Raw genomic sequence first — 22,667 nt, 5'->3', positions numbered from 1 at the left:
GCTAGGCTTGGCACCCAGTGCCCTTGAACCCGACCCTCTCCGATGCTTGAACGCCTGCTTATCCTGTTTGCCCTGACGTTGACTGTGCAGTCGGCCGGGGCTGTCACGATTTATAAGTTCACCGATGCCGATGGCGTGGTGTCCTTTTCAGACCGGCCGACGCCCGGCGCTTCGGTCATGGTGTTTCGCGACCGCATGGTCGAGCGTATCGACGGCCAGGTGCACTTGAGTGTCAGGCGGGAAAAGGGCGTACACAGCCTGTATGTGCGCAACGATCTGTACGCTCCGGTTGAAGTCGAACTCAAGCTTTCCAGTGTGACCAATGTGCTGGGGGTATCTGGCTCGTCAGCGACGCTACGCCGTACGATCCCTGCGCGCAGCAACCAGCGCGTGGTGGTCTTGAGCCCCAAGGTGGGCAGCAAGCCGATGAACTACGCCTCGGTGCTGAGTTCAACCCTGGGTGATCCCAGAGGCTCGGTGCAGGCCTACAAATACCCGCTGCCGTGGATTGGTGGACCGTTTCGCCTGACTCAGGGCCCGAATGGCAGATACAGCCATTACGGCGTCAAGGGGCGCTATGCAATGGACATCGCCATGCCCGAGGGAACGCCGATCATTGCCGCGCGCGGCGGCACGGTGGTGAAGATCGAAAACAGCCAGTCAGGGCGGGGCTCGAATGCGTCAGGCAACTTTGTGCGCATCCTGCATGACGACGGCACCATGGGCGTCTACCTGCACCTCATGCGCGGCTCAGTGAGTGTCAGGGAAGGTCAACGGGTCAGCGTCGGAACAGCGCTGGCGCGGTCGGGCAACACCGGCAACAGCACCGGCCCGCATCTGCACTTCGTCGTGCAGCGCAACTCGGGCAATGAACTGATCTCGATCCCCTATGAATTCGCCACACCGGTGCAGAGCCTGCCCAACTTCGCCGTCGGCGGGAATTGAGCAGGGGGCCATTCATTGCTCCCACGCCCTGCGTCCTATCCTGAGCATGGGGCGCAACTCAGACCTGTGACGCGGAGTGTCACGCAAGGCATTCCCACGCTGGAGCGTGAGGAACGATAGTCGTCCGGGAGAACACCTATCGTGCCCATGCTCCGCGTGGGTATGCCGTTCTGGACGCTCCGCGTCCTATCCTGAACATGGGGCGCGGCACAGAGTTGTGACGCGGAGCGTCACGCAAGGCATTCCTACGCTGGAGCGTGAGGAACGATAGTCGTCAGGTAGATGACTATCGTGCCCATGCTCCGCGTGGGTATGCCGTTCTGGACGCTCTGCGTCCTCTCCTGATTGTGTGGTATGGCGCAGATCTGTGACGCGGAGCGTCACGCAAGGCATTGTCACGCTGGAGCGTGAGGAACGATAGGCGGCAGGTAGATCACCATCGTGCCCATGCTCCAGCGTGGGCATGCCGTTCTGGACGCTCTGCGTCCTCTCCTGATTGTGTGGTATGGCGCAGATCTGTGACGCGGAGCGTCACGAAATGCATTCCCACGCTGGAGCGTGAGGAACGATAGTCGTCCGGGAGGACACCTTGCGTCCGATCCTGAACAGGCGGCGCTGATCGGTCAGTCCAGTTTCAGCACCTTGGCCAGGACGATTTTCGGGCCTTTCATCTTTTTGATGATGATGCGCAGGCCTTCGACTTCCAGCTGTTCCTCTTCTTCCGGCACGCGCTTGAGCGTGTCGTAGATCAGGCCGGCCAGTGTCTCGGCTTCGATGTGATCCAGGTCGATGCCCAGCAGGCGCTCGATCTTGAACAATGGCGTATCTCCGCGCACCAGCAGTTTGCCCGGCTGATAGGCAAGAATGCCGCGTTCCACCTTGCGGTGTTCGTCCTGGATGTCGCCCACCAGTACTTCGAGCACGTCTTCCATGGTCAGGTAGCCCACGATCTTGCCGTCGGCTTCTTCCACCACGGCGAAGTGCGCGCCACCCTTGCGGAACTGCTCAAGCAACTGCGACAGCGGCATGTGCCGGGAAACACGTTCCAGCGGGCGGGTCAGCTCGGCGAGGTTGAACGATTCCGGAATATGGTCCAGCGCTGCCAGCTCCAGCAGCAGGTCCTTGATGTGCAGCAGGCCGACGAACTCGCCACGTTCAGCGTCATACAGCGGATAACGGCTGAATTTGTGACGGCGGAACAAGGCGAGGATTTCCTTGAGCGGCGCGTTGAAGTCCAGTGACACCATGTCTTCGCGGGAGTTGGCCCAGTCGACCACTTCCAGCTCGCCCATTTCCACCGCCGACGCCAGCACGCGCATGCCCTGATCGCTTGGGTCCTGGCCACGGCTGGAGTGCAGGATCAGTTTCAGTTCGTCGCGGCTGTAGCTGTGTTCATGGTGCGGGCCGGGCTCACCCTGGCCGGCGATGCGCAGAATGGCGTTGGCGCTGGCGTTGAGCAGGTAGATGGCCGGGTACATCAACCAGTAGAAGAAGTACAACGGCGCCGCCGTCCACAGCGACAACAGCTCCGGCTTGCGGATCGCCCAGGATTTGGGGGCCAGCTCGCCGATCACGATGTGCAGATAGGAAATGATGAAGAAGGCGGTAAAGAACGACACGCCCTTGATCAATTCCGGAGTGTCCACGCCCACCGCTGCGAGCAATGGCTCCAGCAGGTGCGCGAAGGCCGGTTCACCGACCCAGCCCAAGCCCAGAGAGGCGAGGGTGATACCCAGCTGACAGGCCGAAAGGTAGGCGTCCAGCTGGCCATGGACCTTGCGCAGAATGTGCCCGCGCCAGCCGTTCTTGTCGGCAATGGCTTCAACCTTGGTCGAGCGCAGTTTGACCATGGCGAACTCTGCCGCAACGAAAAAACCGTTGAGCAGGACCAGGAACAAAGCAAACAGAATCATGCCGAAATCGGCGAAGAGTGAAGACAGGTTAAAGCTAGGGGAAGGGTCCATGATGGGGTTTTGCAGGGTCCGTATTAATCAGGAAGAGGGTCGTGTCACGCCAGAGAAGACGCCATGAACCCGGCAATGTAGCGGCTCGAAGCAGGATTGCCTAGTAGTCTGAATCGTCGCTCGCGGGTTTGGACAACTGACCGCTGGCAAAGTGACAGGTAAAAACACTGCCCTTGCCAAGAACACTGTTGATCTCGAGGTTGCCCCGATGGCGCAGCAGCACGTGTTTGACGATGGCCAGACCAAGCCCTGTACCGCCGGTATTGGACGCGCGGCTGGTATCGACCCGGTAGAAGCGCTCGGTCAGGCGCGGCAGGTGTTTGGTCTCGATGCCGATCCCCGAATCCTGCACGCTCAGGTGCGCACCCCGTTCGTCGGCCCACCAGCGAACACGGATTACGCCCTCGGCCGGGGTGTATTTGACGGCATTGAAGATCAGGTTGGAAAACGCGCTGCGCAGTTCGCTTTCGCTGCCCTTGAGGCGCATGTTGCTTTCCAGGCTGAGGTGGATCTGCTGGTTCTTGCTGCCCGACAGCGCGTTGGCATCGGCGGTGATGGTCTTGAGCAGGGAATTGACGATCACCGGGTGGTTGTCCGAGGGGTAATCGGTGGCCTCGAGCTTGGCCAGCAACAGCAGGTCGTTGAGCAGCGTCTGCATGCGCCCGCCTTGCTGGTGCATCTGTTGCAGTGCACGGACCCAGCGTGGATTGACCTCGTCCACGTTATCGAGCAGCGTTTCCAGGTAGCCGAAGATCACTGTGAGCGGTGTCCGCAACTCGTGAGACACGTTGGCGACGAAGTCTTTGCGCATCTGCTCCAGCTGATGAATGCGCGTCACGTCGCGCACCAGCATCAGATGCTCATTGTTGCCATAACGAGTGATCAGCAATTGAATGCGCAGGCGATCGTTGGTCGGCGACGGGATTTCCAGCGGCTCGCTGTAGTCGCCCAGCGCAAAGTATTCCTTGAAGCGTGGATGCCGCACCAGATTAGTCACCGGCTGCCCGCTGTCCTGCGGCGTCTTCAGACCCAGCAGGGTTTCAGCGGCACGGTTCCACCACTCCAGGTTGCCGTCGCTGTCGAGCATGATCACGGCATCGCGCAGCGCGGCGGTGGACTCCTGCACGCGGTCGATGACGGCCTGAAGGCGGCCACGGACACGCTGATCCCGACGTTGCAGGTGGTAGATGCTGTCGAAGACTTCGCCCCACAGACCGTAACCGTCCGGAGGCGGCTCGTCAGCCTTGTGGCTGCTCAGCCAGTCGTGCAGGCGTAACAGCTGCTTGAGGGTCCAGGCCAGATACAGTCCCAGCCCGGCGGCCAGGCTCCAGGCATACTGCCCACTGATCAGGCCGACCAACAGGCAGGCAGTGACCAGCAACAACATGTGGCGTATCAGAGTGCCGTGCCAATTTTGATTCAATTAGGGGTAAATCCTTGTCTGGTCTGCACCGGCCATTGCCCTGCGTCGACGCAGCGGTTGTCAGCTCTTGGTCGAGAAACGATAGCCAGTGCCGCGCACGGTTTGTACCAGATTTTCATACGCATCCCCCAAGGCCTTGCGCAGGCGGCGGATGTGAACATCGACGGTGCGTTCTTCGACGTAGACGTTGCCGCCCCACACCTGATCCAGCAACTGACCGCGTGTGTAGGCGCGCTCCTGATGGGTCATGAAGAACTGCAGCAGGCGGTATTCGGTCGGGCCCATTTCGGCGGGTTTGCCATCGATGGTGACCCGGTGGCTGATCGGGTCGAGCAGCAGGCCGCCGACTTCGATGGGCGCTTCGCCGTCAGTCGGGCCAGCGCGACGCAGCACGGCCTTGAGGCGTGCCACCAGCTCGCGCGGCGAGAAAGGCTTGGTGATGTAATCGTCGGCGCCCACTTCCAGGCCCTGGATCTTGTTGTCCTCTTCACCCTTGGCGGTGAGCATGATGATCGGGATGTCCCCGGTCAGTTCGTCACGCTTGAGGCGCCGGGCCAGTTCGATGCCGGACGTGCCTGGCAGCATCCAGTCGAGCAGAATCAGGTCAGGCTTGCGGTCCACGATGATCGCGTGGGCCTGCTGAGAGTTTTCGGCTTCAATACAGTCGTATCCAGCCATTTCCAACGCAACGGCGATCATTTCGCGAATTGGCGCTTCGTCGTCAACGATCAGGATGCTCCTGCCAGCCATGCTCGAACCTCTTGTCATTTAACTGTCTTGGGGCGCATTAGATAACGGAATTATTGCAGTCGTGTGACAGGTCTGAATGAGGCTAGCACGCTGACGGGCCGTGGGGGCCCGCAGGCCTCGCGATCCTGAATTTATTTCAGTCGTGCGCAGGCTGGCGGTGGCTGTACTCAGCGCACCGCGTAGTTGGCGACGATGCCCAGGAATATCGCCAGCCCGGCCCAGTGATTGTGCAGAAAGGCCTTGAAGCAGGCGTCTCGCTCGCGCGCTCGGGTGCTCCAGAATTCCCAGGCGAAGCAGCCCGCCGCTGCCAGCAGGCCGATGTAGAAGCACGCGCCCAGTTCGAAGCGCGCACCGGCCAGCATCAGGCAGCCCAGTGCCAGCCCCTGCAGGGTCAGGATGATGACCCGGTCGGCATCGCCGAACAGGACGGCCGTGGATTTCACGCCGATTTTCAGATCGTCGTCGCGATCGACCATGGCGTAGTAAGTGTCGTAGCCCACGGTCCACAGCAGGTTGGCGATGTACAGCAACCAGGCTGCAGCGGGCAGCTCACCGGTTTCGGCAGTGAAGGCCATCGGCATGCCCCACGAGAACGCAGCACCCAGCACCACTTGCGGGTAATAGGTGTAGCGCTTCATGAACGGATAGCTGGCCGCCAGGGCGAGACCGCCGAACGACAGCCAGATGGTCGCCGCGTTGGTAAACAGCACCAGCACAAAGCTCAGGCCGACCAGCACCGCAAACAGCACCAGCGCTTCCCGGGAGCTGACTTTGCCGCTGACCAGCGGACGCTGCTCGGTGCGTTTGACGTGGCCGTCCACCTTGCGATCGGCGAAGTCATTGATTACACAGCCTGCCGCCCGCATCAGAAAGACGCCGAGCACAAAAATGAACACGGTCTGCAGCGACGGCGCGCCCTTGCCTGCAATCCAGACCGCCCACAGGGTCGGCCACAGCAGCAGGTAGACGCCGATGGGCTTGTCGATGCGTGTCAGCTGGATGAAGTCCCAGGCGCGTGGGCTCAGACGATTGAGGGATTTGAGGAGGGACAGGTACATCAGACGTGGTCCTTGTCGTGAATCGCAGTGCACAGGGCGGGCAGGAAAACTTCGGCGACCAGCACGCTCAACGCGCCTCGATCGAAGCGCGAGCGGCGTGCCCACAGCCCGCGCGCTGCGTCGGCAGCGGGCAGCCAGGCCTCGGGGTAATGACACACTTCAAGCGTGCCGCGCACGAACGCCGGGTCGCTGAACAGCAACTCACCCAGCGAACGAGTGCCCAGCTCATCCATATTCAGGCCGCCATCCAGCAGGGCGCTGCGGGCAGCGACACTGCGCGCGAACACCCAGTTGTTGCCGTTACCGCGCAGGTACACCTCGCGCACCCAGCCTTCGCCCGCCTCTGGCAGGCCCAGCGCCAGGCACTCGTCAGGGCGCAAGGGCTGCCAGCCTTCAAACTGCGGAAATACGCTGAAACGACCGTCAGACAAACGGTCCAGGCGACGAGTAAGGGAGTCCTGATTGAACAACCAGTCGAGCATTACCGGGTCCGGCGCGTCGATCAATTGCTCGCGCTCGAGCCAGGCAGGGCCAATGAATGCGGGGGATTGCTGGGTCACGATAAGCCAGTTCCGGCAGCCAACGAGGCCGCGAGCTTAGCATGATTGCCGGTCTCGACCGACGGTCGGCAGAACCTCAGGTTATAGAATCAGACTTGCATCCGCGCCTGCCGATCAGTACAACGCCCTTCAGAAGACGGCAACTGACCGTCGTACGCTATTGAGCCTGATAAACGAGAGAACCTGACATGAAGAAGTGGCAATGCATCGTCTGCGGCCTGATCTATAACGAAGCCGATGGCTGGCCGGATGACGGAATTGCGCCCGGCACCCTCTGGCAGGATGTGCCGGAAGACTGGCTCTGCCCGGATTGCGGCGTGGGCAAAATGGACTTTGAAATGATCGAAATCGCTTGATTGCTGCCCGTAGACAAGGGCTGGCAACAACGAGCACCAGGCACAGTGAAATAGGGAAGAACAATGAGCGCACCTGTCGTCATCATCGGCACCGGCCTTGCGGGGTATAACCTCGCTCGAGAGTTTCGCAAGCTGGACGCAGACACGCCGCTGTTATTGATCACGGCCGACGATGGCCGTTCCTACTCCAAGCCGATGCTCTCTACCGGCTTTGGCAAAAACAAGGAAGCCGACGGCCTGAGCATGGCTGAAGCCGGCGCCATGGCCGATCAGCTCAAGGCCGAGATCCGCACGCACACGCGCATCAGCGGGATCGATGCCGGTCACAAACGCCTGTGGATCGGCGAAGAGGCGGTGTATTACCGCGATCTGGTGCTGGCCTGGGGCGCCGAAACCATTCGTGTACCGGTGGAAGGCGACGCCGGCGACGCCGGCGACGCCGTTTTCCCGATCAACGATCTTCAGGATTACGCCCGTTTCCGCGCGGCTGCGGCGGGCAAGCGTCGGGTGTTGATTCTCGGCGCAGGACTCATTGGCTGTGAGTTCGCCAACGACCTGATCCTGGGCGGCTATGAAGTGGACCTGGTGGCGCCGTGCGAACAGGTCATGCCGACCCTGTTGCCCCCTGAGGCGGCGGCTGCGGTGAAGTCCGGTCTTGAAAGCCTGGGCGCACGTTTCCATCTGGGGCCGGTGCTGACCCGCCTGAACCGCAATGGTGAGGGCCTGCAAGCGCACTTGTCGGACGGGCAGGTGATGGACTGCGACCTGGTGGTGTCAGCCATCGGCCTGCGTCCTCGCATCGAGCTGGCCGCTGCTGCCGGCCTGCAGACCGGGCGCGGCATTCTGGTCGACCGCCTGTTGCAAACCTCCCACGCCAACATCCACGCGCTGGGTGATTGCGCTGAAGTCGATGGCCTGAACCTGCTCTACGTGATGCCGTTGATGAGCTGCGCTCGTGCGTTGGCCCAGACGCTGGCCGGAAACCCGACTTCCGTCAAATACGGGCCCATGCCGATCACCGTGAAGACGCCCGCCTGCCCGCTGGTGGTTTCGCCGCCGCCGCGTGGCAGCGATGGCCACTGGAGTGTCGAAGGGCAGGGCGCTGATATCAAGGCGCTGTGTCACGACGCCGACGGCCATCTGCTGGGCTATGCCCTGACAGGCGCAGCGGTTATGGAAAAACTCGCACTCAACAAGGTGTTACCTGCGTTATTGGCGTGATTTCACGTCATTTTGTCGGATTGACCCTGTATTTCTGCCAATAAACCGCATTCATGCACTGGCGCGGGTCAGTTCGGCATGCCATCCTCGGTCTTGTCTGCCGCTACGTAGAGCTGTCGCGGCGCCTTGTTGCCGTTTTTTTACAAAAGCGGCGCGGGACATAAAAACAAAAAACCGTAAAAGAGGCTTCATATGCGTAAACCAGAAGTTGCAGCCGCCATCGCTGAAAAGGCGGATCTCACCAAAGAACAATCCAATCGCGTTCTCAATGCCATCCTTGAAGAGATTACTGGCGCACTGAACCGCAAGGACAGTGTCACGCTGGTAGGTTTCGGTACTTTTCTGCAACGCCACCGTGGCGCCCGCACTGGCAAGAACCCACAGACCGGGGAGCCGGTCAAAATCAAGGCAAGCAACACGGTTGCCTTCAAACCGGGGAAAGCCCTGAAAGACAGCGTCAATCCTTGACACCCTGTTGTGCGCCTCGGCGGGAGACGCACAACCCACAGGCGGGCACACCAATCGGATTGGGTGCCCGTTTCTTGTTTCTGTCGTATGACGTCGATGATGCCTCTCGCTCCCTGTGAGAATTGTCCTACTCCATTCCATGTAATTGCCTTCCAAAGCCACAGCTTTGCCTGACTTTTTCTTGTTGCTGATTCCCTTAGAGTGCCGTTCCTGCTGCACCCCTTCAATTACTCTTGGGAAATCCAGAATGAAAAAGCCATGGAAGTTTGCTGCTGTTGCGGCTCTGATCGCCACGACCAGCGGTTGTGTGAGCTACAACGTCAGCCAGCCAAGCGCACCGCTGGAAGGCACGGTCAAAACCGACCTGAAGGCTGACGTCAAGGTTGGCGGCACCATCAGCGGCGAGTCGTCCACCAACGTGCTGTTCAATTTCCTGAGCTTCGGCGGCGATAATCAGTTCGCCGACGGCGTGACCTACGGTGGCGCAAGTGGCGGTGGCGGCCTGGGTCTGGCGTTGCCTGATCCGGTCTCGACGACCAAAGCGGCAGCCGCTTTCAAGGCGGTTAAATCCTCCGGCGCCGATCTGATCGTCGCGCCGCGCTACGAAGTCAGCGTCAAAGACTACTTCATCTTCAAGAAGGTCGATGTAAAGGTCACGGGTAACAAAGGCAGCATCAACAGCATTCGTTGATGCCAGTGGGATGCTGCTTCCCACGCGGAGCAGCATCCTCATGTTCGGTAACTGTTTTGTGCCGATCTCCCTCGAAATCCTTTCTTTTCCTAAAGGTTTTGCGCCGATAACCCGCTACACTGCCACGCCGATTCCGAGTCGGAACCTGCGTGTTCAGAGGCCATGTATGAAATTTCGTTTCCTGTTGTGGATGCTGGGCCTGCTGATGGCCCGCGCCAGTCGTAACAATCCGGCGTTCCAGCAGCAATTGGCTGGCAAAGACCTGACCTTTCAGCTGCAGACGGCAGATGGCAAGGTTGCACGTCACTTCGTGGTCCACGATCAGCGGATCCGCAGTGCAAGCGGCACGGTTGCAGAGCCGGCGTTTGCCATCGTGTTTCGTGATGCAGCCTTCGGCTTTGATACCCTTCAGGCGAAAAACAAGCAGCTGGCGTTCATGAAAGGCATTCAGGACAAGGATATTCAGATCAAGGGCAACCCGGCCCTGGTGATCTGGTTCCAGGGCCTGGTCAAATACCTTAAACCGAGAAAGAAAGCGGCCTGATCACGGCAACTGCAGCCCGCCTGCAGCCTTGTGCAACGCCCTGAGGTGCTCGGACACCTGTTTGAGGTTGGCTTCGTTGGCGGCAATCTCTTTGGCGCGCTCAGGCTCCAGCAGGGCTCGCACTTCCTTGTCGAGATCGCCGGTCAGGCGCTTGAGCTGTTTCTGGCGCTGACTGCTTTCTGCTTCAAGACGCTGCCATTCACCCGCCTGTGGCAAACCGTACCCGTCGCTGCCCAGCAGCTCGGCAGGCCGGCTGAGGAACCCGCTGCTGGCGAGGATTTCCTGCAGCGTTTTGGTGGCGTTGGAGACTTTGCCGTCTTTCAATTCCCGTGCACCCAGATAGCTCTGTTTCACTTCATCCTGGGCCAACAGCAGTTGCCTGCGCAGGCTGGCCTGCTCCAGCAGCAGAATCGCAGCGCTGGTACGCAGATCGGCTTTGCCGAACCACTGGCTGCGCTCACTGGCGGGTAGCGCCATCCAGTCTTCCACGGTGTTCTGTTTGATCGGCAAGTGCTTCTTCAGCACTTCGAACATCGCCTGATAGCGGTCGCGGTAGGAGTCGAACCGATAGCCCAGACGCAGCGCCTCCTTGGGATCGTCCAGTACGCTGGTATCAGCCAGCCCTCGGCCTTCGAGGACTTCAAGCAAACCGTTGGGCAAAATACTGTCCAGGCCGACGAGCTTGGGGTTGTGCGTACCGGCGCGCAGCAGTTTGAGGTTTTCAACGGCGCAGTTGTTCGAGAGGAAGTAGTAGTTGCCGTCGTAGCTCCAGTGCATCTCGGCGGCGTGCTGCACCAGCCCTTCTATTTCCGGACGCGACAGCTTGATCGGTACCGACGCCAGGCTGCGCAGTTCGGTCTTGGTGTATTCATCGATGACCTGCGCCAGTGGCAGGACGAACAGGCGCGACGGGTAGGCACCCATCAGGCCGTCCCAGCTGGACAGCTGCACGTCGCCGACAAACGCCCGGTACGACAGCACCAGGTGCTGATCGAGGTCCAGTCGGCAATCCGGACCACGCGGGCGGCCGGGTTTGCAGATCACCAGGCGCAACATGCTGTGGCCCCAGCGGCTTGCCCAGTTCTGGTTCGCCTCGGCCAGCAGATAATCCACCGCATAGACCCGCTCCGGGTCCAGCTTGCCCAATGGCTCTCGGCCGAAGTCGCTGCCGGCGTTCAGGTAGGGGTAGAACTTCGGGCATTCGTTATGGGCTGCAGGTGCCCAGCCGAAACGCTCCTTGTAATACGCATACAGGGCAGGGCGACGGCAGGCGTAGGCCGGATCAAGGAGAAAGTACTCCATGTTCACCGCCACGAATTCCAGCGGGCTGGTGGTTTCGTAGATGTCCGGACTGCGGGCGACCTGGCCGTTATGTTCCTCGCGGTCGCCGCGACGTCCGACATATTGCTGCCATCCCGCCAGGTCCAGCAGGCGTGGATCGTCACTCAGGGTGAAGCGTCGCTCGGTCTGGCCGCGGCAGTTGTCAGGCAGGCCGACCTTGCCCAGCGAACTGCTGCGTGAGGTACAGCGAAAAATCGCCGCTCGCTCGCTGGGCGACCACAGGCGGGCGCGGTCGTAGACGTGGGTCAGCTCATGCAGGACAGTGGCGAGCAACTCACGACGCACCGTACCGTGTGGCCGGCCGGTCTGGGCCGTGGCTGCCGAGCCGTCCGTCAACGAGGCCAGCAGGTGGCTGTTGAGGTACAGCTGATAGGGCCCGGCGGCCTGACCGTAGGCGTTCTGCGGCATGTCAGCGGACCAGCTTACCTCGACGGTGCGGTCCAGTGCTTCGACGAAGCTGGGCGGTAGTGCGTGCAGGGCTTCGTCGAGCAGCGCCTGGCTGGCTTGCTGTTGGGGCGCATCGAGGCCGTCGGTGTGCAGTTCCAGCTTCAGGCTGGCAAAGGCATGCGTACCGACCAGCGACAGCGCGCCAGCAAGCAGCCAGGCGCGAAACCGCCTCACAATGCGAGGATTGCTTCAGCCAGGGTCTGATCGCTTGCATTGCGCGCTTCCGGCACGCGGGTACGCAGCGTATCGAACGCAGCATCCAGTTGGGCGCCGTGGATGTCACCACCAGTGGCAACGTAGCTGGCAGCATCGTCTTTGGCCTGGAGAACGACCTTGGAGTCGCGGATCGATGTGGTGGTGTCGGAAGTGAAATCGATGGTACGGCCGAACGCACGAACGATGATGTTGCTCGTGGCCACAACAGTCTGGGCCTGGGCAAAATCGGCCAGCAAGAGCAGGCCAAGGGAAGCAGCAATCAGCGGGGTACGCATGTAGTGACGTCTCCAGTTACGCGAAGAGGGGAAAGTGGCTATTGGACGAGGATTGCCTGCGCCAGTTCAAGGTCGCTGGCATGAAGTTTTGCATCTGCCTGACGCAGGGCGTGCAGCGCTGACTCAAGCCGGGCGCCACGCATTTCTCCGTCGCTGGCGATGAATGCAGCAGCATCGTCACGGGCAGCCATGATCAGTTTGTTATCGAACGGTCCTGTCGAGACCTGGCTGGTGGCATAGGCGGTCTTGACCAGGCCTTGCGTGGTCGTATCGAACGCTTGAACCTGACTGACGTACGTCAGGCTGGCAAAGGGAGCGATATACAGAAGGTGCACTAAACGCATGACTTTCACGAACCGGCAAAACAGGCTCCAAGGCTAGCGCAATGCGCGGGCCAGAGCTACCCCGGCACGTAGCCGGGGCGCAGCGGTCAGATGGCCAGAATGGCCTGAGCCAGCTGGCTGTCGCTGGCTTGCAGTTCAGGCAGGACCTGGCGGATGTGCTGCAACGCGCCTTCAAGGCGAGCGCTGCGGATGTCGCCGGAGCTGGCCACGAAGCTGGCGGCGTCGTCACGGGCGGCAAGAACGATCTTGTCGTCTTTCAGGGAAGAGGACACGTTGGAGGTCGCGCGGGTCGATGCATTGACGGCATCGACCACTGCGTCGGTGGTGACGATGAAGCTGGAGGCGTTTGCACCGGCTGCGGCGGTCAACAGAAAGACAGCGCCAAGGTTACGTAGCAGAGACATGATCGAGTTCCGTTGTGGACAAGTGGGCACAGACTGCCTGCGAAGCCGAAGGGCTGAGGTAGAGCGCTAGACTATCCCACCCATACTGCAGTTGTCATGAAGGTCGACGGCTTCGACTTACACAGTTTGCAATATTTGATGACTGTACCTGCCGTATTTTGATTTTGTTAAATCTGTACTGGTTTAGCCAAGGCTCTCTGAATCCGCCCCCTGAAACGACAAAACCCGTCTCAGTTGCCTGAGACGGGTCTTGTATGAAGCAATTCGGATTGCTGGCAGGAGACCTGACGGTCAAGGACCAGCGGGCGCTTGTTTAGCGCCAGAACGGCTTGCTCAGCTCTTCGTAACGCTGGGATTCGCTGATACCGGCGTCAGCCAGCAGGCGTGCATCCAGACGGGCCAGCTGGTGGCGGCTGGACAGGCGACGCTGCCAGAGCATCAGGTTGGCGAATACGCGCAGAGGCAGAGAGGCTTTTGCGGTGGTAACGGTGCTTTCGCTGAACAGATCGGAACTGATTGTACGTTCCATGGTGTGACTTCCTTCCGCTTGTGGCGGGATAAGTGAGTTGCTTGACTGGTGCCCATTTTCCTCGTGCGCGTCCAGCTTCCATAGACACAGTTCACCTGTATTGTGAGGGTTCAGTTAACTGTGATTGGGCACTGTTTTGTTCATAAATGGGGCAACTGTACCGGTCTGCACTTTAAGGGTGCATTTTGTGATCGATTGTGGTGATTTTGACCTTTCAAGACAGTTTTATGACCGGTACAGCAGTACAGTTTTTTCATAAGCCCTTGGGTGCCAGCTGAAAGTGAATCAGAAAAGCGCTTGCTCACTTCCAACTGTCCTGTTCAGGCTGGCAGCATGCGCCCGGTTTCTTCCAGGTTGATGTGCCAACTCAGTGCTTCGCGCAGGATGTGTGGGGTATGCCCGCCCACGGCGCAAGCGGCACTGAAATAGGTGTTCAGCGCATCGCGATAATCCGGATGCACGCAGTTATCGATGATTACTCTGGCGCGTTCGCGAGGTGCCAGACCGCGCAGGTCCGCCAGGCCCTGCTCGGTGACCAGGATGTCGACATCGTGTTCGGTGTGGTCGACATGGCTGACCATCGGCACGACGCTGGAGATCGCGCCACCTTTGGCGATCGATTTGGTGACGAAGATCGCCAGGTGCGCGTTGCGCGAGAAGTCTCCGGAGCCGCCAATGCCGTTCATCATGCGAGTCCCGCAGATGTGGGTGGAGTTCACATTGCCATACAGGTCGAACTCCAGCGCGGTATTGATCCCGATGATACCCAGGCGACGGATCACCTCGGGGTGGTTGGAGATTTCCTGCGGGCGCAGTACCAGCCTGGACTTGTAGCGATTGAAGTCGGCAAAGACCTCGGCATGCTTGGCCGCCGACAAGGTCATGGAACTGCCCGAGGCAAAGGTCAGTTTGCCTGCATCGAACAGGTCAAATGTCGAGTCCTGCAGCACCTCGGAGTACATCGTCAGGTCCGTGAAGGGCGACGCCAGCAGACCGTGCATCACCGCGTTGGCAATGTTGCCGATCCCGGCCTGCAGTGGCATCAGCTTGTCGGTCAGCCGGTCTTCGCGCACTTCTTTCTTGAAGAACTCCACCAGATGATTGGCGATGGCCTGCGTGTCCGCATCAGGTGGTGTGACCGTGGAGGGCGAGTCAGGCTGGTTGCTGATGACAATGCCGACTATTTTTGCCGGGTCGATCTTCACCGCGTGGCTGCCGATACGCGAATCGGCCTCCAGGACCGGAATCGGCAGGCGTGTCGGCCTGTAGCTGGGTATATAGATGTCGTGCAGGCCTTCCAGCTCCAGTGGCTGGGACAGGTTGATTTCCACGATGACCTGTTTGGCCAGGATGGCGAAGCTGGCCGAGTTACCGACGGAGGTGCTCAGCACCAGATGGCCCTCTTCAGTGATCGCCACGCATTCGATCACAGCCAGGTCCACCGCCTTGATCTGCCGATTGCGCAGCAGCTCGACCGTATCGGACAAATGCTGATCGATGAACATCACCGTGCCGTTGTTGATCGCCTTGCGCAGCGTGCTGTCGACCTGAAAGGGCATGCGCCGGGACAGTACGCCGGACTCGGTCAGTTGCTTGTCCAGGTCATTGCCCAGACTGGCGCCGGTCATCAGGCTGATTTTCAGCGGCGTCACTTTGGCGCGCTCGGCCAGCGCGTGGGGTACGGCCTTGGCTTCGCCTGCACGGGTGAAGCCACTCATGCCGACGGTCATGCCGTCTTCAATCAAGGCGGCAGCGTCGGCTGCGCTCATAACCTTGCTCATCAGGGAGGGCCGGCGGATACGGTCACGGTACATGGGTCTGTCTCGTAGATAGAAGCGAACGACAAGTCTAGAGCCTTGGTCGAGCTTCGTCCTGCTACCAAGGTCGCATTTGACCGCTCTAATTAGCGGGTTCCAGCGCAAAACACTGTTACGCGGAATGTAAAAAGCCCCGGTCGCCAAGCGAGCCGGGGCTTCAATGGAGCGTGGTCAGGCTAGGCGTTTTCGACGGCCTTCACCATGTCCTCGATCACCTTTTTGGCGTCTCCGAAGACCATCATGGTTTTATCCAGGTAGAACAATTCGTTATCCAGACCTGCGTAACCACTGGCCATCGAGCGTTTGTTGACGATGATGGTCTTGGCCTTGAACGCCTCCAGAATGGGCATCCCGGCGATAGGGGATTTCGGATCGTTCTTGGCGGCCGGGTTGACCACGTCGTTGGCACCGAGCACCAGCACCACATCGGCCTGACCGAATTCGGAGTTGATGTCGTCCATCTCGAACACCTGGTCGTAAGGCACTTCGGCTTCGGCCAGCAGCACGTTCATGTGCCCGGGCATGCGTCCGGCCACCGGGTGAATGGCGTACTTCACGGTGACGCCGCGGTGGATGAGCTTCTCGGTCAGTTCCTTGAGTGCGTGCTGGGCACGAGCCACTGCCAGGCCGTAGCCGGGCACGATGATCACGGTGTCGGCGTTGGTCAGCAAAAAGGTGGCGTCGTCTGCCGAGCCGGATTTCACCGGGCGTGCTTCCTTCGCACCCGCCGGGCCTGCCGAGTCCGTTGCGCCGCCAAAGCCACCGCCGATCACGTTGAAGAACGAGCGGTTCATCGCCTTGCACATGATGTAGGAGAGGATCGCGCCCGAGGAACCCACCAGTGAGCCCGCGATGATCAGCATCGAGTTGTTCAGCGAAAAGCCGATGCCGGCCGCTGCCCAGCCTGAATAGCTGTTGAGCATCGAGACCACCACCGGCATGTCGGCCCCGCCAATCGGGATGATCAGCAGCACACCGATGACGAAGGCCAGCGCCAGCATGATCGCAAAGGCAGTGAGGCTGCCGGTGAACATAAAGGTCAGGCCGAAGAACAGCGTGGCCAGGCCGAGGACCAGATTGAGCGTGTGCTGGCCGGCAAACTGTACCGGTGCGCCTTGAAAGAGGCGAAATTTGTACTTGCCCGAGAGTTTGCCGAAAGCGATGACCGAGCCCGAGAAGGTAATCGCACCGATGGCTGCCCCGAGGAACAGCTCCAGACGGTTGCCGGCCGGAATCGCATCGCCCAGATTGCGAACGATGCCCAGTGATTGAGGCTCGACGACCGCCGCGATAGCGATGAACACTGCCGCCAGGCCGATCATGCTGTGCATGAACGCCACCAGCTCCGGCATTTTGGTCATTTCGACGCGCTTGGCCATGATCGAGCCAGCGGTTCCGCCCACCAGCAGGCCGACTACGATATAGCCGATGCCTGCGCTGGTCCCTTCAGCAGTAGACAGCACCGCGAGCTTGAACACCAGGCCGATCGTGGTGATGACCGCCAGGCCCATGCCGAGCATGCCGAACAGGTTGCCACGGCGCGAAGTGGTAGGGTGCGACAAGCCTTTGAGTGCCTGGATGAAGCAGATCGATGCGATCAGGTACAGCAGGGTAACCAGATTCATGCTCATGACTTGGGCGCCTCATCCTTTGCCTTGGGGGCCTTTTTCCTGAACATTTCCAGCATCCGCCGAGTGACCAGAAACCCGCCAAACACGTTCACGGCCGCCAGTGCGACCGCCAGCGTGCCCATGGTCTTGCCCAGCGGGGTGACCGTGAGCGCAGCGGCGAGCATGGCGCCAACGATGACGATGGCGGAGATCGCATTGGTGACCGCCATGAGCGGCGTGTGCAGCGCAGGCGTGACATTCCAGACCACGTGGTAGCCGACATAGATCGCCAATACGAAAATGATCAGGTTGTAGACGCCGGGGGAAATCAGCTCTTCCATTGGTGTGTCCTCAGCCGTTCTTGCGGACAACTTGCCCGTCGCGGCACATCAGGCATGCGGCGACGATGTCGTCTTCGAGGTTGATCGAGAATGTGCCGTCCTTGTCGAACAGCAGCTTCATGAAGTCCAGCAGGTTGCGGGCGTAGAGCGCCGATGCATCGGCTGCGACCAGAGCGGGCAGGTTGGTGTGGCCGACGATGGTCACGCCGTGCTCGACAACCACTTGATCGGCAACGGTCAGCGGGCAGTTGCCGCCCTGTGCAGCGGCCAGGTCGATCACCACCGAGCCGGGCTTCATCTGCGCCACGGTTTCTGCGCCGAGCAGTACCGGGGCCTTGCGGCCGGGAATGAGCGCGGTGGTGATGACGATGTCCGACAGTTTCGCGCGCTCATGCACGGCGGCGGCCTGGCGTTGCATCCAGCTGGCCGGCATGGGGCGTGCGTAGCCGCCAACGCCTTCGGCGCATTCGCGCTCTTCGTCGGTCTCGTAGGGCACATCGATGAATTTTGCGCCCAGCGACTCGATCTGCTCCTTCACTGCCGGACGCACATCCGACGCTTCCACCACGGCGCCCAGCCTTTTGGCGGTGGCAATGGCCTGCAGACCGGCAACGCCGGCGCCCAGGATCAGCACCCGTGCTGCTTTGACGGTACCGGCAGCGGTCATCAGCATGGGCATGAAGCGCGGGTAGTGATGCGCGGCGAGCAGTACTGCCTTATAGCCCGCAATGTTGGCTTGCGAAGACAGCACATCAAGGCTTTGCGCCCGCGATGTGCGCGGCGCGGCTTCCAGGGCGAACGCGGTAATGCCACGTGCGGCCATCTTGCCGATCAGTTCGTTGTTGAAGGGGTTGAGCATGCCGACGACCACCGAGCCGCTTTTGATCAGGTTCAGCGCCTCATCGTCAGGTGCGACGACCTTGAGAATCAGTTCGGCCGCATAGGTCTCGTTGGTGTCACCGATCACTGCGCCAGCAGCCTCGTAAGCGCTGTCTGGAACGCTGGCATGAAGGCCCGCGCCGCTTTGCACGGTAACCCGGTGACCCTGGCTGATCAGCTTTTTGATGGTTTCCGGGGTAGCAGCTACCCGGGTTTCGCCCGCTTGTGTTTCGAGAGGAACGCCAATGTGCACGACAAATCTCCTGCGCGATTTTTTATCGTTCGTATGTAGGCCAGTGCACTACGGCTGGTGCGTCTGGCTTGGCCAATCAGCACACCCCTTTGCAGCAGGGGCGGGGCATTTTGCAGGCGAAGTTTGCGGGCTTCAATACATTCTGTAACGAAACTATAGATGAACTACAAGTCACACTGTGACCTATTGTCGCACTTATTCGATAGAGCCCTTTATCTGTAAGGGCTGTGGTGATATTCCTTACGAAAAACAGGTGATAAAAGTTTTTCTGCCGAAAATCCGATAAATGCGCCGTATCGACCCATAGGCCCTATAAATAAAGGGTTGTGTCCCGTTTTTTGTGAGCGATCGGAAGTTACTTCAGGGCGACATAAGGTTATATCTGTAGGTGTCAGCAGCTATGGGCTACCTGAGATATTGGTCGAATTTTTCCTGGGGCAACTGGTAAGCACGGGCCTGTTCGATCAGCCAGTCACGAAACGCAGTCAGCGATGCCGATTCAACTTTGCGCTCAGGAATCATCAGGTGATAGGCCTTGCTGCCGGGCAGTGAGCGGGGGTTTGCGATCACCAGACGCTTTTCCTGCAGTTCGCGTTGAATGAGGAAGGGTGGAATCAGAGCAACGCCCATGTCGTGCATGGCCGCCTGCGCCAGCATGGAGAACAGTTCGTAGCGCGGGCCGGTCATGTCGCGCGCGATATCCAGATCCTGCGCATTGAACCATTGGCGCCAGGCGTAGGGCCGGGTGGTCTGTTGCAGCAGCGGCAGTTCGGCCAGCTCGCGTGCTGTCAGGCTGTCGCGACCTTCAAGAAAAGAGGCGCTGCAGACCGGCATGGAGTTTTCGCTCATCAAACGATGCGACTGGGTGCCGGACCAGTCGGCATCGCCAAAATAGATGGCGGCGTCGAAGTCGGTGTCGGCAAACAGGAACGGGCGGGTGCGGTTGGTCAGGTGGACCGTGACGTCGGGGTGTTTGTGCTGGAAGTCCTTCAGGCGCGGCAGCAGCCACTGAGTGCCGAAGGTCGGCACCACGGCGAGTTCGATGGCGTTGGCACCTTGCTGGCCCATGACCGACAGTGTGTCGCGCTCGACCGCGTCCAGTTGCTGGGACACACGACGACTATAGGACAGCCCGGCTTCCGTGAGCTTTACGCCCCTGCGCGAACGCCGGAACAACTCGACGCCGAGAAACTCTTCCAGCCCGCCGATTTGCCGACACACAGCGCCTTGCGTGAGGGAGAGCTCGTTAGCGGCCTTGGTGAAGCTCTCGTGACGGGCGGCTGCCTCGAAACTGACCAGTGCAGTGGTGCTGGGTATCTTGCGTCTCATGTACTTTATTCTCACTGATATTTTTGTTTTAGAGCGCAGTTCTGTGTCACGGAGTGAGAAATTACCACACATGCTTGATAAAACCTCGTTTGTCGCTGGCATGGGCCAGGACTAGGATCACTGCAGGATTTCATCTGAGCGCGAGGAACTGGCATGAGCGGTAAGGCAGGCTTCAACTGGATTGACCCCTTGTTGCTGGATCAACAGCTCACTGAAGAAGAGCGCATGGTCCGCGACACGGCCGAGCAGTTCGCCCAGAGCAAGCTGGCCCCGCGCGTGCTGGAAGCATTCCGTCACGAGAAAACCGACCCGGCCATCTTTCGCGAGATGGGCGAGGTGGGGCTGCTGGGGGCGACCATCCCGGAAGAGTTCGGTGGCAGCGGCCTGAATTACGTGTGTTATGGGCTGATCGCGCGTGAAGTCGAGCGTATCGATTCGGGCTACCGTTCGATGATGAGTGTGCAGTCCTCGCTGGTCATGGTGCCGATCAACGAGTTCGGCACGCAGGCCCAGAAAGAGAAGTACCTGCCCAAACTGGCTTCTGGCGAATGGATCGGCTGCTTCGGCCTGACCGAGCCCGATCATGGGTCCGACCCTGGAGCGATGATCACCCGTGCCCGGAGCGTCGAGGGTGGTTACCGCTTGAGCGGCAGCAAGATGTGGATCACCAACAGTCCGATCGCCGATGTGTTTGTGGTGTGGGCCAAGGACGATGCCGGCGATATTCGCGGTTTCGTTCTCGAAAAAGGCTGGGCAGGCCTGAGCGCTCCGGCCATTCACGGCAAGGTCGGTTTGCGCGCATCGATCACCGGCGAGATCGTCATGGATAACGTGTTCGTGCCCGAAGAGAACATCTTTCCCGATGTGCGCGGTCTGAAGGGGCCGTTCACCTGCCTCAACTCGGCACGGTACGGTATCTCCTGGGGCGCGCTGGGTGCCGCAGAGTTCTGCTGGCACACCGCGCGGCAATACACCCTGGATCGCCAGCAATTCGGCCGTCCGCTGGCGGCCAATCAGTTGATCCAGAAGAAGCTGGCAGACATGCAGACCGAAATCACTCTGGCCTTGCAGGGTTGCCTGCGTCTGGGGCGCATGAAGGACGAAGGTACGGCTGCCGTGGAGATCACCTCGATCATGAAGCGCAACTCGTGCGGCAAGTCGCTGGATATCGCGCGTCTGGCCCGCGACATGCTGGGCGGCAATGGCATCTCGGACGAGTTCGGCATCGCCAGGCATCTGGTCAACCTGGAGGTTGTGAATACCTACGAAGGCACGCACGACGTGCATGCGTTGATTCTGGGGCGTGCGCAGACCGGCATTCAGGCTTTCTATTAAGGAGGACTGATCATGGGGGCGCTTTCGCATATCCGGGTGCTCGACCTGTCGAGAGTCCTCGCCGGGCCATGGGCCGGGCAGATCCTTGCTGACCTTGGCGCTGACGTCATCAAGGTCGAGCGCCCTGGGTGTGGCGATGACACTCGCTCGTGGGGGCCGCCATTCCTTCAGGATGCTGCGGGGCAGAACACCAGCGAGGCGGCTTATTACCTGTCCGCCAATCGCAACAAGCAGTCTGTGACCATCGACTTCACGCGTCCTGAAGGGCAAAGTCTGGTGCGCGAGTTGGCGGCAAAGTCCGACATCGTGATCGAAAACTTCAAGGTCGACGGGCTGGCGGCTTACGGACTGGATTACGAGTCGCTGAAGGCGGTCAACCCGAAGCTGATCTATTGCTCCATTACCGGCTTCGGGCAAAGCGGGCCGTATGCGCGGCGTCCGGGTTACGACTTCATGATCCAGGCGCTGGGTGGCTTGATGAGCCTTACCGGTCTGCCGGACGGTGAAGAGGGAGCCGGGCCGGTGAAGGTCGGCGTCGCATTGACTGACATTCTGACGGGGCTGTATTCGACGACGGCCATTCTCGCGGCTCTTGCGCATCGTGATCAAAGCGATATCGGCCAGTACATCGATATGGCGCTGCTGGATGTACAAGTAGCCTGCCTGGCCAATCAGGCCATGAACTACCTGACGACGGGGGTAGCGCCCAAGCGCTTGGGAAACGCTCATCCCAACATCGTGCCCTATCAGGACTTCCCCACGGCTGATGGCGACCTGATCCTTACCGTCGGCAATGACAGTCAGTTCAGGAAGTTTGCCGCTGTGGCGGGGCAGCCGCAGTGGGCGGAGGATCCACGCTTCCTGACCAACAAGCTGCGAGTGGCTCATCGTGCCGAGCTGATTCCGTTGATTCGCCAGGTGACGGTGTTCAAGACCACTGTGCAATGGGTCAGTGAGCTGGAGGCAGCCGGCGTGCCTTGCGGGCCGGTCAATGACCTGGCCCAGGTGTTTGCCGATCCGCATGTGGTGGCGCGTGGCCTGGCCATAGAGCTTCCTCATGCGCTGGCCGGGCGTGTTCCGCAGGTAGCCAGCCCGATACGGCTGTCTGAGACGCCGGTCGAATACACAAGGGCGCCGCCGCTGCTGGGAGAGCATACGGTGCAAGTGCTGCAGGCGCTGCTGGGGATTGGCGAGGAAGAGCTCACTCTGCTGCGCGAGGCAGGGGTGCTGTAGCTATATAGAAGAAAGCGTTTGCGAGGGGCTCTTCTATATAGCCAAGGGGCCTTTAAGGTTAATTTCGGCGATTTTGAAATTAACGGTTGACGCCCTCTGTCAGGTGTCTATAATTCGCCCCACTTCCGGCGCAGACGGAAACGAAAAAGCCTTGTAGATCAATAGTTTGCAAGGTTTTAGAGTTAAGAGTCAGCGAGGAAAGAGGTCGGGTCTGGATTGATCGACAGCGGTGAGAAGAAAGAGTTTGACACGCGGTTGTAACGCTGTAGAATTCGCCTCCCGCTGATGAGCATCTCAAGAGTTGATCGCAGCGCAAGTGGTTGAAGTTGCAAAG

At 60.1% G+C, this 22,667-nt stretch carries 23 protein-coding genes; 8 read left to right on the top strand and 15 right to left on the bottom strand.

The features are described from left to right. Positions 1-42 precede the first annotated feature (42 nt). Positions 43-945 (top strand): M23 family metallopeptidase, encoded by a 903-nt coding sequence (locus GE543_RS08300; RefSeq protein WP_046237626.1) that lies wholly within the window; start codon positions 43-45, stop codon positions 943-945. 623 nt (positions 946-1,568) lie between these two features. Here GE543_RS08300 and GE543_RS08285 read toward each other — a convergent pair. The 5 genes from GE543_RS08285 to GE543_RS08265 all read right to left on the bottom strand — a co-directional run bounded on the left by GE543_RS08285 (position 1,569) and on the right by GE543_RS08265 (position 6,700). After that, entirely contained in the window at positions 1,569-2,909 is a 1,341-nt protein-coding gene (locus GE543_RS08285; protein ID WP_003316097.1) for a hemolysin family protein, read from the bottom strand. A 100-nt stretch (positions 2,910-3,009) separates the two neighbouring features. Continuing rightward, positions 3,010-4,296: a phosphate regulon sensor histidine kinase PhoR gene (phoR, locus tag GE543_RS08280; RefSeq protein WP_003316098.1), complete on the bottom strand. Its 1,287-nt coding sequence runs from the start codon at positions 4,294-4,296 to the stop codon at positions 3,010-3,012. A gap of 96 nt (positions 4,297-4,392) precedes the next feature. After that, complete coding sequence (gene phoB, locus GE543_RS08275; protein WP_002555882.1) at positions 4,393-5,082, bottom strand: phosphate regulon transcriptional regulator PhoB; 690 nt, start codon at positions 5,080-5,082, stop codon at positions 4,393-4,395. A gap of 167 nt (positions 5,083-5,249) precedes the next feature. Then, a complete protein-coding gene (gene ubiA, locus GE543_RS08270) occupies positions 5,250-6,140 on the bottom strand; it encodes a 4-hydroxybenzoate octaprenyltransferase (protein WP_153221191.1) in 891 nt (296 codons plus the stop codon). Beyond that, positions 6,140-6,700: a chorismate lyase gene (locus GE543_RS08265; protein WP_371927120.1), complete on the bottom strand. Its 561-nt coding sequence runs from the start codon at positions 6,698-6,700 to the stop codon at positions 6,140-6,142. The genes ubiA and GE543_RS08265 overlap by 1 nt, the downstream gene beginning before the upstream one ends. A 188-nt stretch (positions 6,701-6,888) precedes the next feature. On the opposite strand from GE543_RS08265, the gene GE543_RS08260 reads away from it, so the two are divergent. From GE543_RS08260 to GE543_RS08240, 5 genes are all read left to right on the top strand, one after another. Continuing rightward, positions 6,889-7,056, top strand: a complete 168-nt coding sequence (locus tag GE543_RS08260; RefSeq protein WP_054986759.1) for a rubredoxin — start codon at positions 6,889-6,891, stop codon at positions 7,054-7,056. Between the two features lie 63 nt (positions 7,057-7,119). Further along, entirely contained in the window at positions 7,120-8,277 is a 1,158-nt protein-coding gene (locus tag GE543_RS08255; RefSeq protein ID WP_153221190.1) for an NAD(P)/FAD-dependent oxidoreductase, read from the top strand. Between the two features lie 192 nt (positions 8,278-8,469). Then, the gene (locus GE543_RS08250; RefSeq protein ID WP_003316110.1) at positions 8,470-8,745 is read left to right on the top strand and encodes an HU family DNA-binding protein; all 276 of its coding nucleotides are present in this window, start codon (positions 8,470-8,472) and stop codon (positions 8,743-8,745) included. Between the two features lie 247 nt (positions 8,746-8,992). Next, positions 8,993-9,436, top strand: coding sequence for a hypothetical protein (locus GE543_RS08245; protein ID WP_003401233.1), 444 nt, complete (start codon positions 8,993-8,995; stop codon positions 9,434-9,436). 166 nt (positions 9,437-9,602) lie between these two features. After that, positions 9,603-9,980: a helicase gene (locus GE543_RS08240; RefSeq protein ID WP_024639003.1), complete on the top strand. Its 378-nt coding sequence runs from the start codon at positions 9,603-9,605 to the stop codon at positions 9,978-9,980. On the opposite strand, the gene GE543_RS08235 is transcribed toward GE543_RS08240, so the two are convergent. The 10 genes from GE543_RS08235 to GE543_RS08190 all read right to left on the bottom strand — a co-directional run bounded on the left by GE543_RS08235 (position 9,981) and on the right by GE543_RS08190 (position 19,765). After that, entirely contained in the window at positions 9,981-11,942 is a 1,962-nt protein-coding gene (locus tag GE543_RS08235) for a DUF4105 domain-containing protein (RefSeq protein ID WP_024649912.1), read from the bottom strand. Further along, positions 11,939-12,259 (bottom strand): DUF2388 domain-containing protein, encoded by a 321-nt coding sequence (locus tag GE543_RS08230; protein WP_003340359.1) that lies wholly within the window; start codon positions 12,257-12,259, stop codon positions 11,939-11,941. The genes GE543_RS08235 and GE543_RS08230 overlap by 4 nt, the downstream gene beginning before the upstream one ends. A gap of 38 nt (positions 12,260-12,297) precedes the next feature. Then, on the bottom strand, positions 12,298-12,603 hold the full coding sequence (locus tag GE543_RS08225) for a DUF2388 domain-containing protein (protein ID WP_153221189.1): 306 nt from the start codon (positions 12,601-12,603) through the stop codon (positions 12,298-12,300). Between the two features lie 86 nt (positions 12,604-12,689). After that, positions 12,690-13,007: a DUF2388 domain-containing protein gene (locus tag GE543_RS08220; protein ID WP_003368015.1), complete on the bottom strand. Its 318-nt coding sequence runs from the start codon at positions 13,005-13,007 to the stop codon at positions 12,690-12,692. 313 nt (positions 13,008-13,320) lie between these two features. Next, positions 13,321-13,536, bottom strand: coding sequence for a DUF1127 domain-containing protein (locus GE543_RS08215; RefSeq protein WP_002555870.1), 216 nt, complete (start codon positions 13,534-13,536; stop codon positions 13,321-13,323). Positions 13,537-13,856: 320 nt separating this feature from the next. Beyond that, complete coding sequence (locus GE543_RS08210; RefSeq protein ID WP_003368016.1) at positions 13,857-15,350, bottom strand: acetyl-CoA hydrolase/transferase family protein; 1,494 nt, start codon at positions 15,348-15,350, stop codon at positions 13,857-13,859. A gap of 179 nt (positions 15,351-15,529) precedes the next feature. Continuing rightward, positions 15,530-16,984: an NAD(P)(+) transhydrogenase (Re/Si-specific) subunit beta gene (locus tag GE543_RS08205; RefSeq protein ID WP_153221188.1), complete on the bottom strand. Its 1,455-nt coding sequence runs from the start codon at positions 16,982-16,984 to the stop codon at positions 15,530-15,532. Beyond that, the gene (locus tag GE543_RS08200) at positions 16,981-17,304 is read right to left on the bottom strand and encodes an NAD(P) transhydrogenase subunit alpha (protein WP_002555867.1); all 324 of its coding nucleotides are present in this window, start codon (positions 17,302-17,304) and stop codon (positions 16,981-16,983) included. The genes GE543_RS08205 and GE543_RS08200 overlap by 4 nt, the downstream gene beginning before the upstream one ends. A gap of 10 nt (positions 17,305-17,314) precedes the next feature. After that, entirely contained in the window at positions 17,315-18,436 is a 1,122-nt protein-coding gene (locus GE543_RS08195) for a Re/Si-specific NAD(P)(+) transhydrogenase subunit alpha (RefSeq protein WP_065093361.1), read from the bottom strand. Between the two features lie 405 nt (positions 18,437-18,841). Further along, the gene (locus GE543_RS08190) at positions 18,842-19,765 is read right to left on the bottom strand and encodes a LysR family transcriptional regulator (protein ID WP_178118565.1); all 924 of its coding nucleotides are present in this window, start codon (positions 19,763-19,765) and stop codon (positions 18,842-18,844) included. A gap of 153 nt (positions 19,766-19,918) precedes the next feature. Here GE543_RS08190 and GE543_RS08185 point away from each other — a divergent pair, with 153 nt between their 5' ends. Together GE543_RS08185 and GE543_RS08180 are read left to right on the top strand one after the other, a co-directional pair. Next, positions 19,919-21,100: an acyl-CoA dehydrogenase gene (locus GE543_RS08185; RefSeq protein ID WP_153221186.1), complete on the top strand. Its 1,182-nt coding sequence runs from the start codon at positions 19,919-19,921 to the stop codon at positions 21,098-21,100. A 9-nt stretch (positions 21,101-21,109) separates the two neighbouring features. After that, a complete protein-coding gene (locus GE543_RS08180; protein ID WP_371927132.1) occupies positions 21,110-22,333 on the top strand; it encodes a CaiB/BaiF CoA transferase family protein in 1,224 nt (407 codons plus the stop codon). The last annotated feature ends 334 nt before the right edge of the window (positions 22,334-22,667 follow it).

Source organism: Pseudomonas sp. SZ57, assembly GCF_009495975.1.
Lineage (GTDB): Bacteria > Pseudomonadota > Gammaproteobacteria > Pseudomonadales > Pseudomonadaceae > Aquipseudomonas > Aquipseudomonas syringae.
This window is presented reverse-complemented; position numbering and strand designations above follow the sequence as displayed.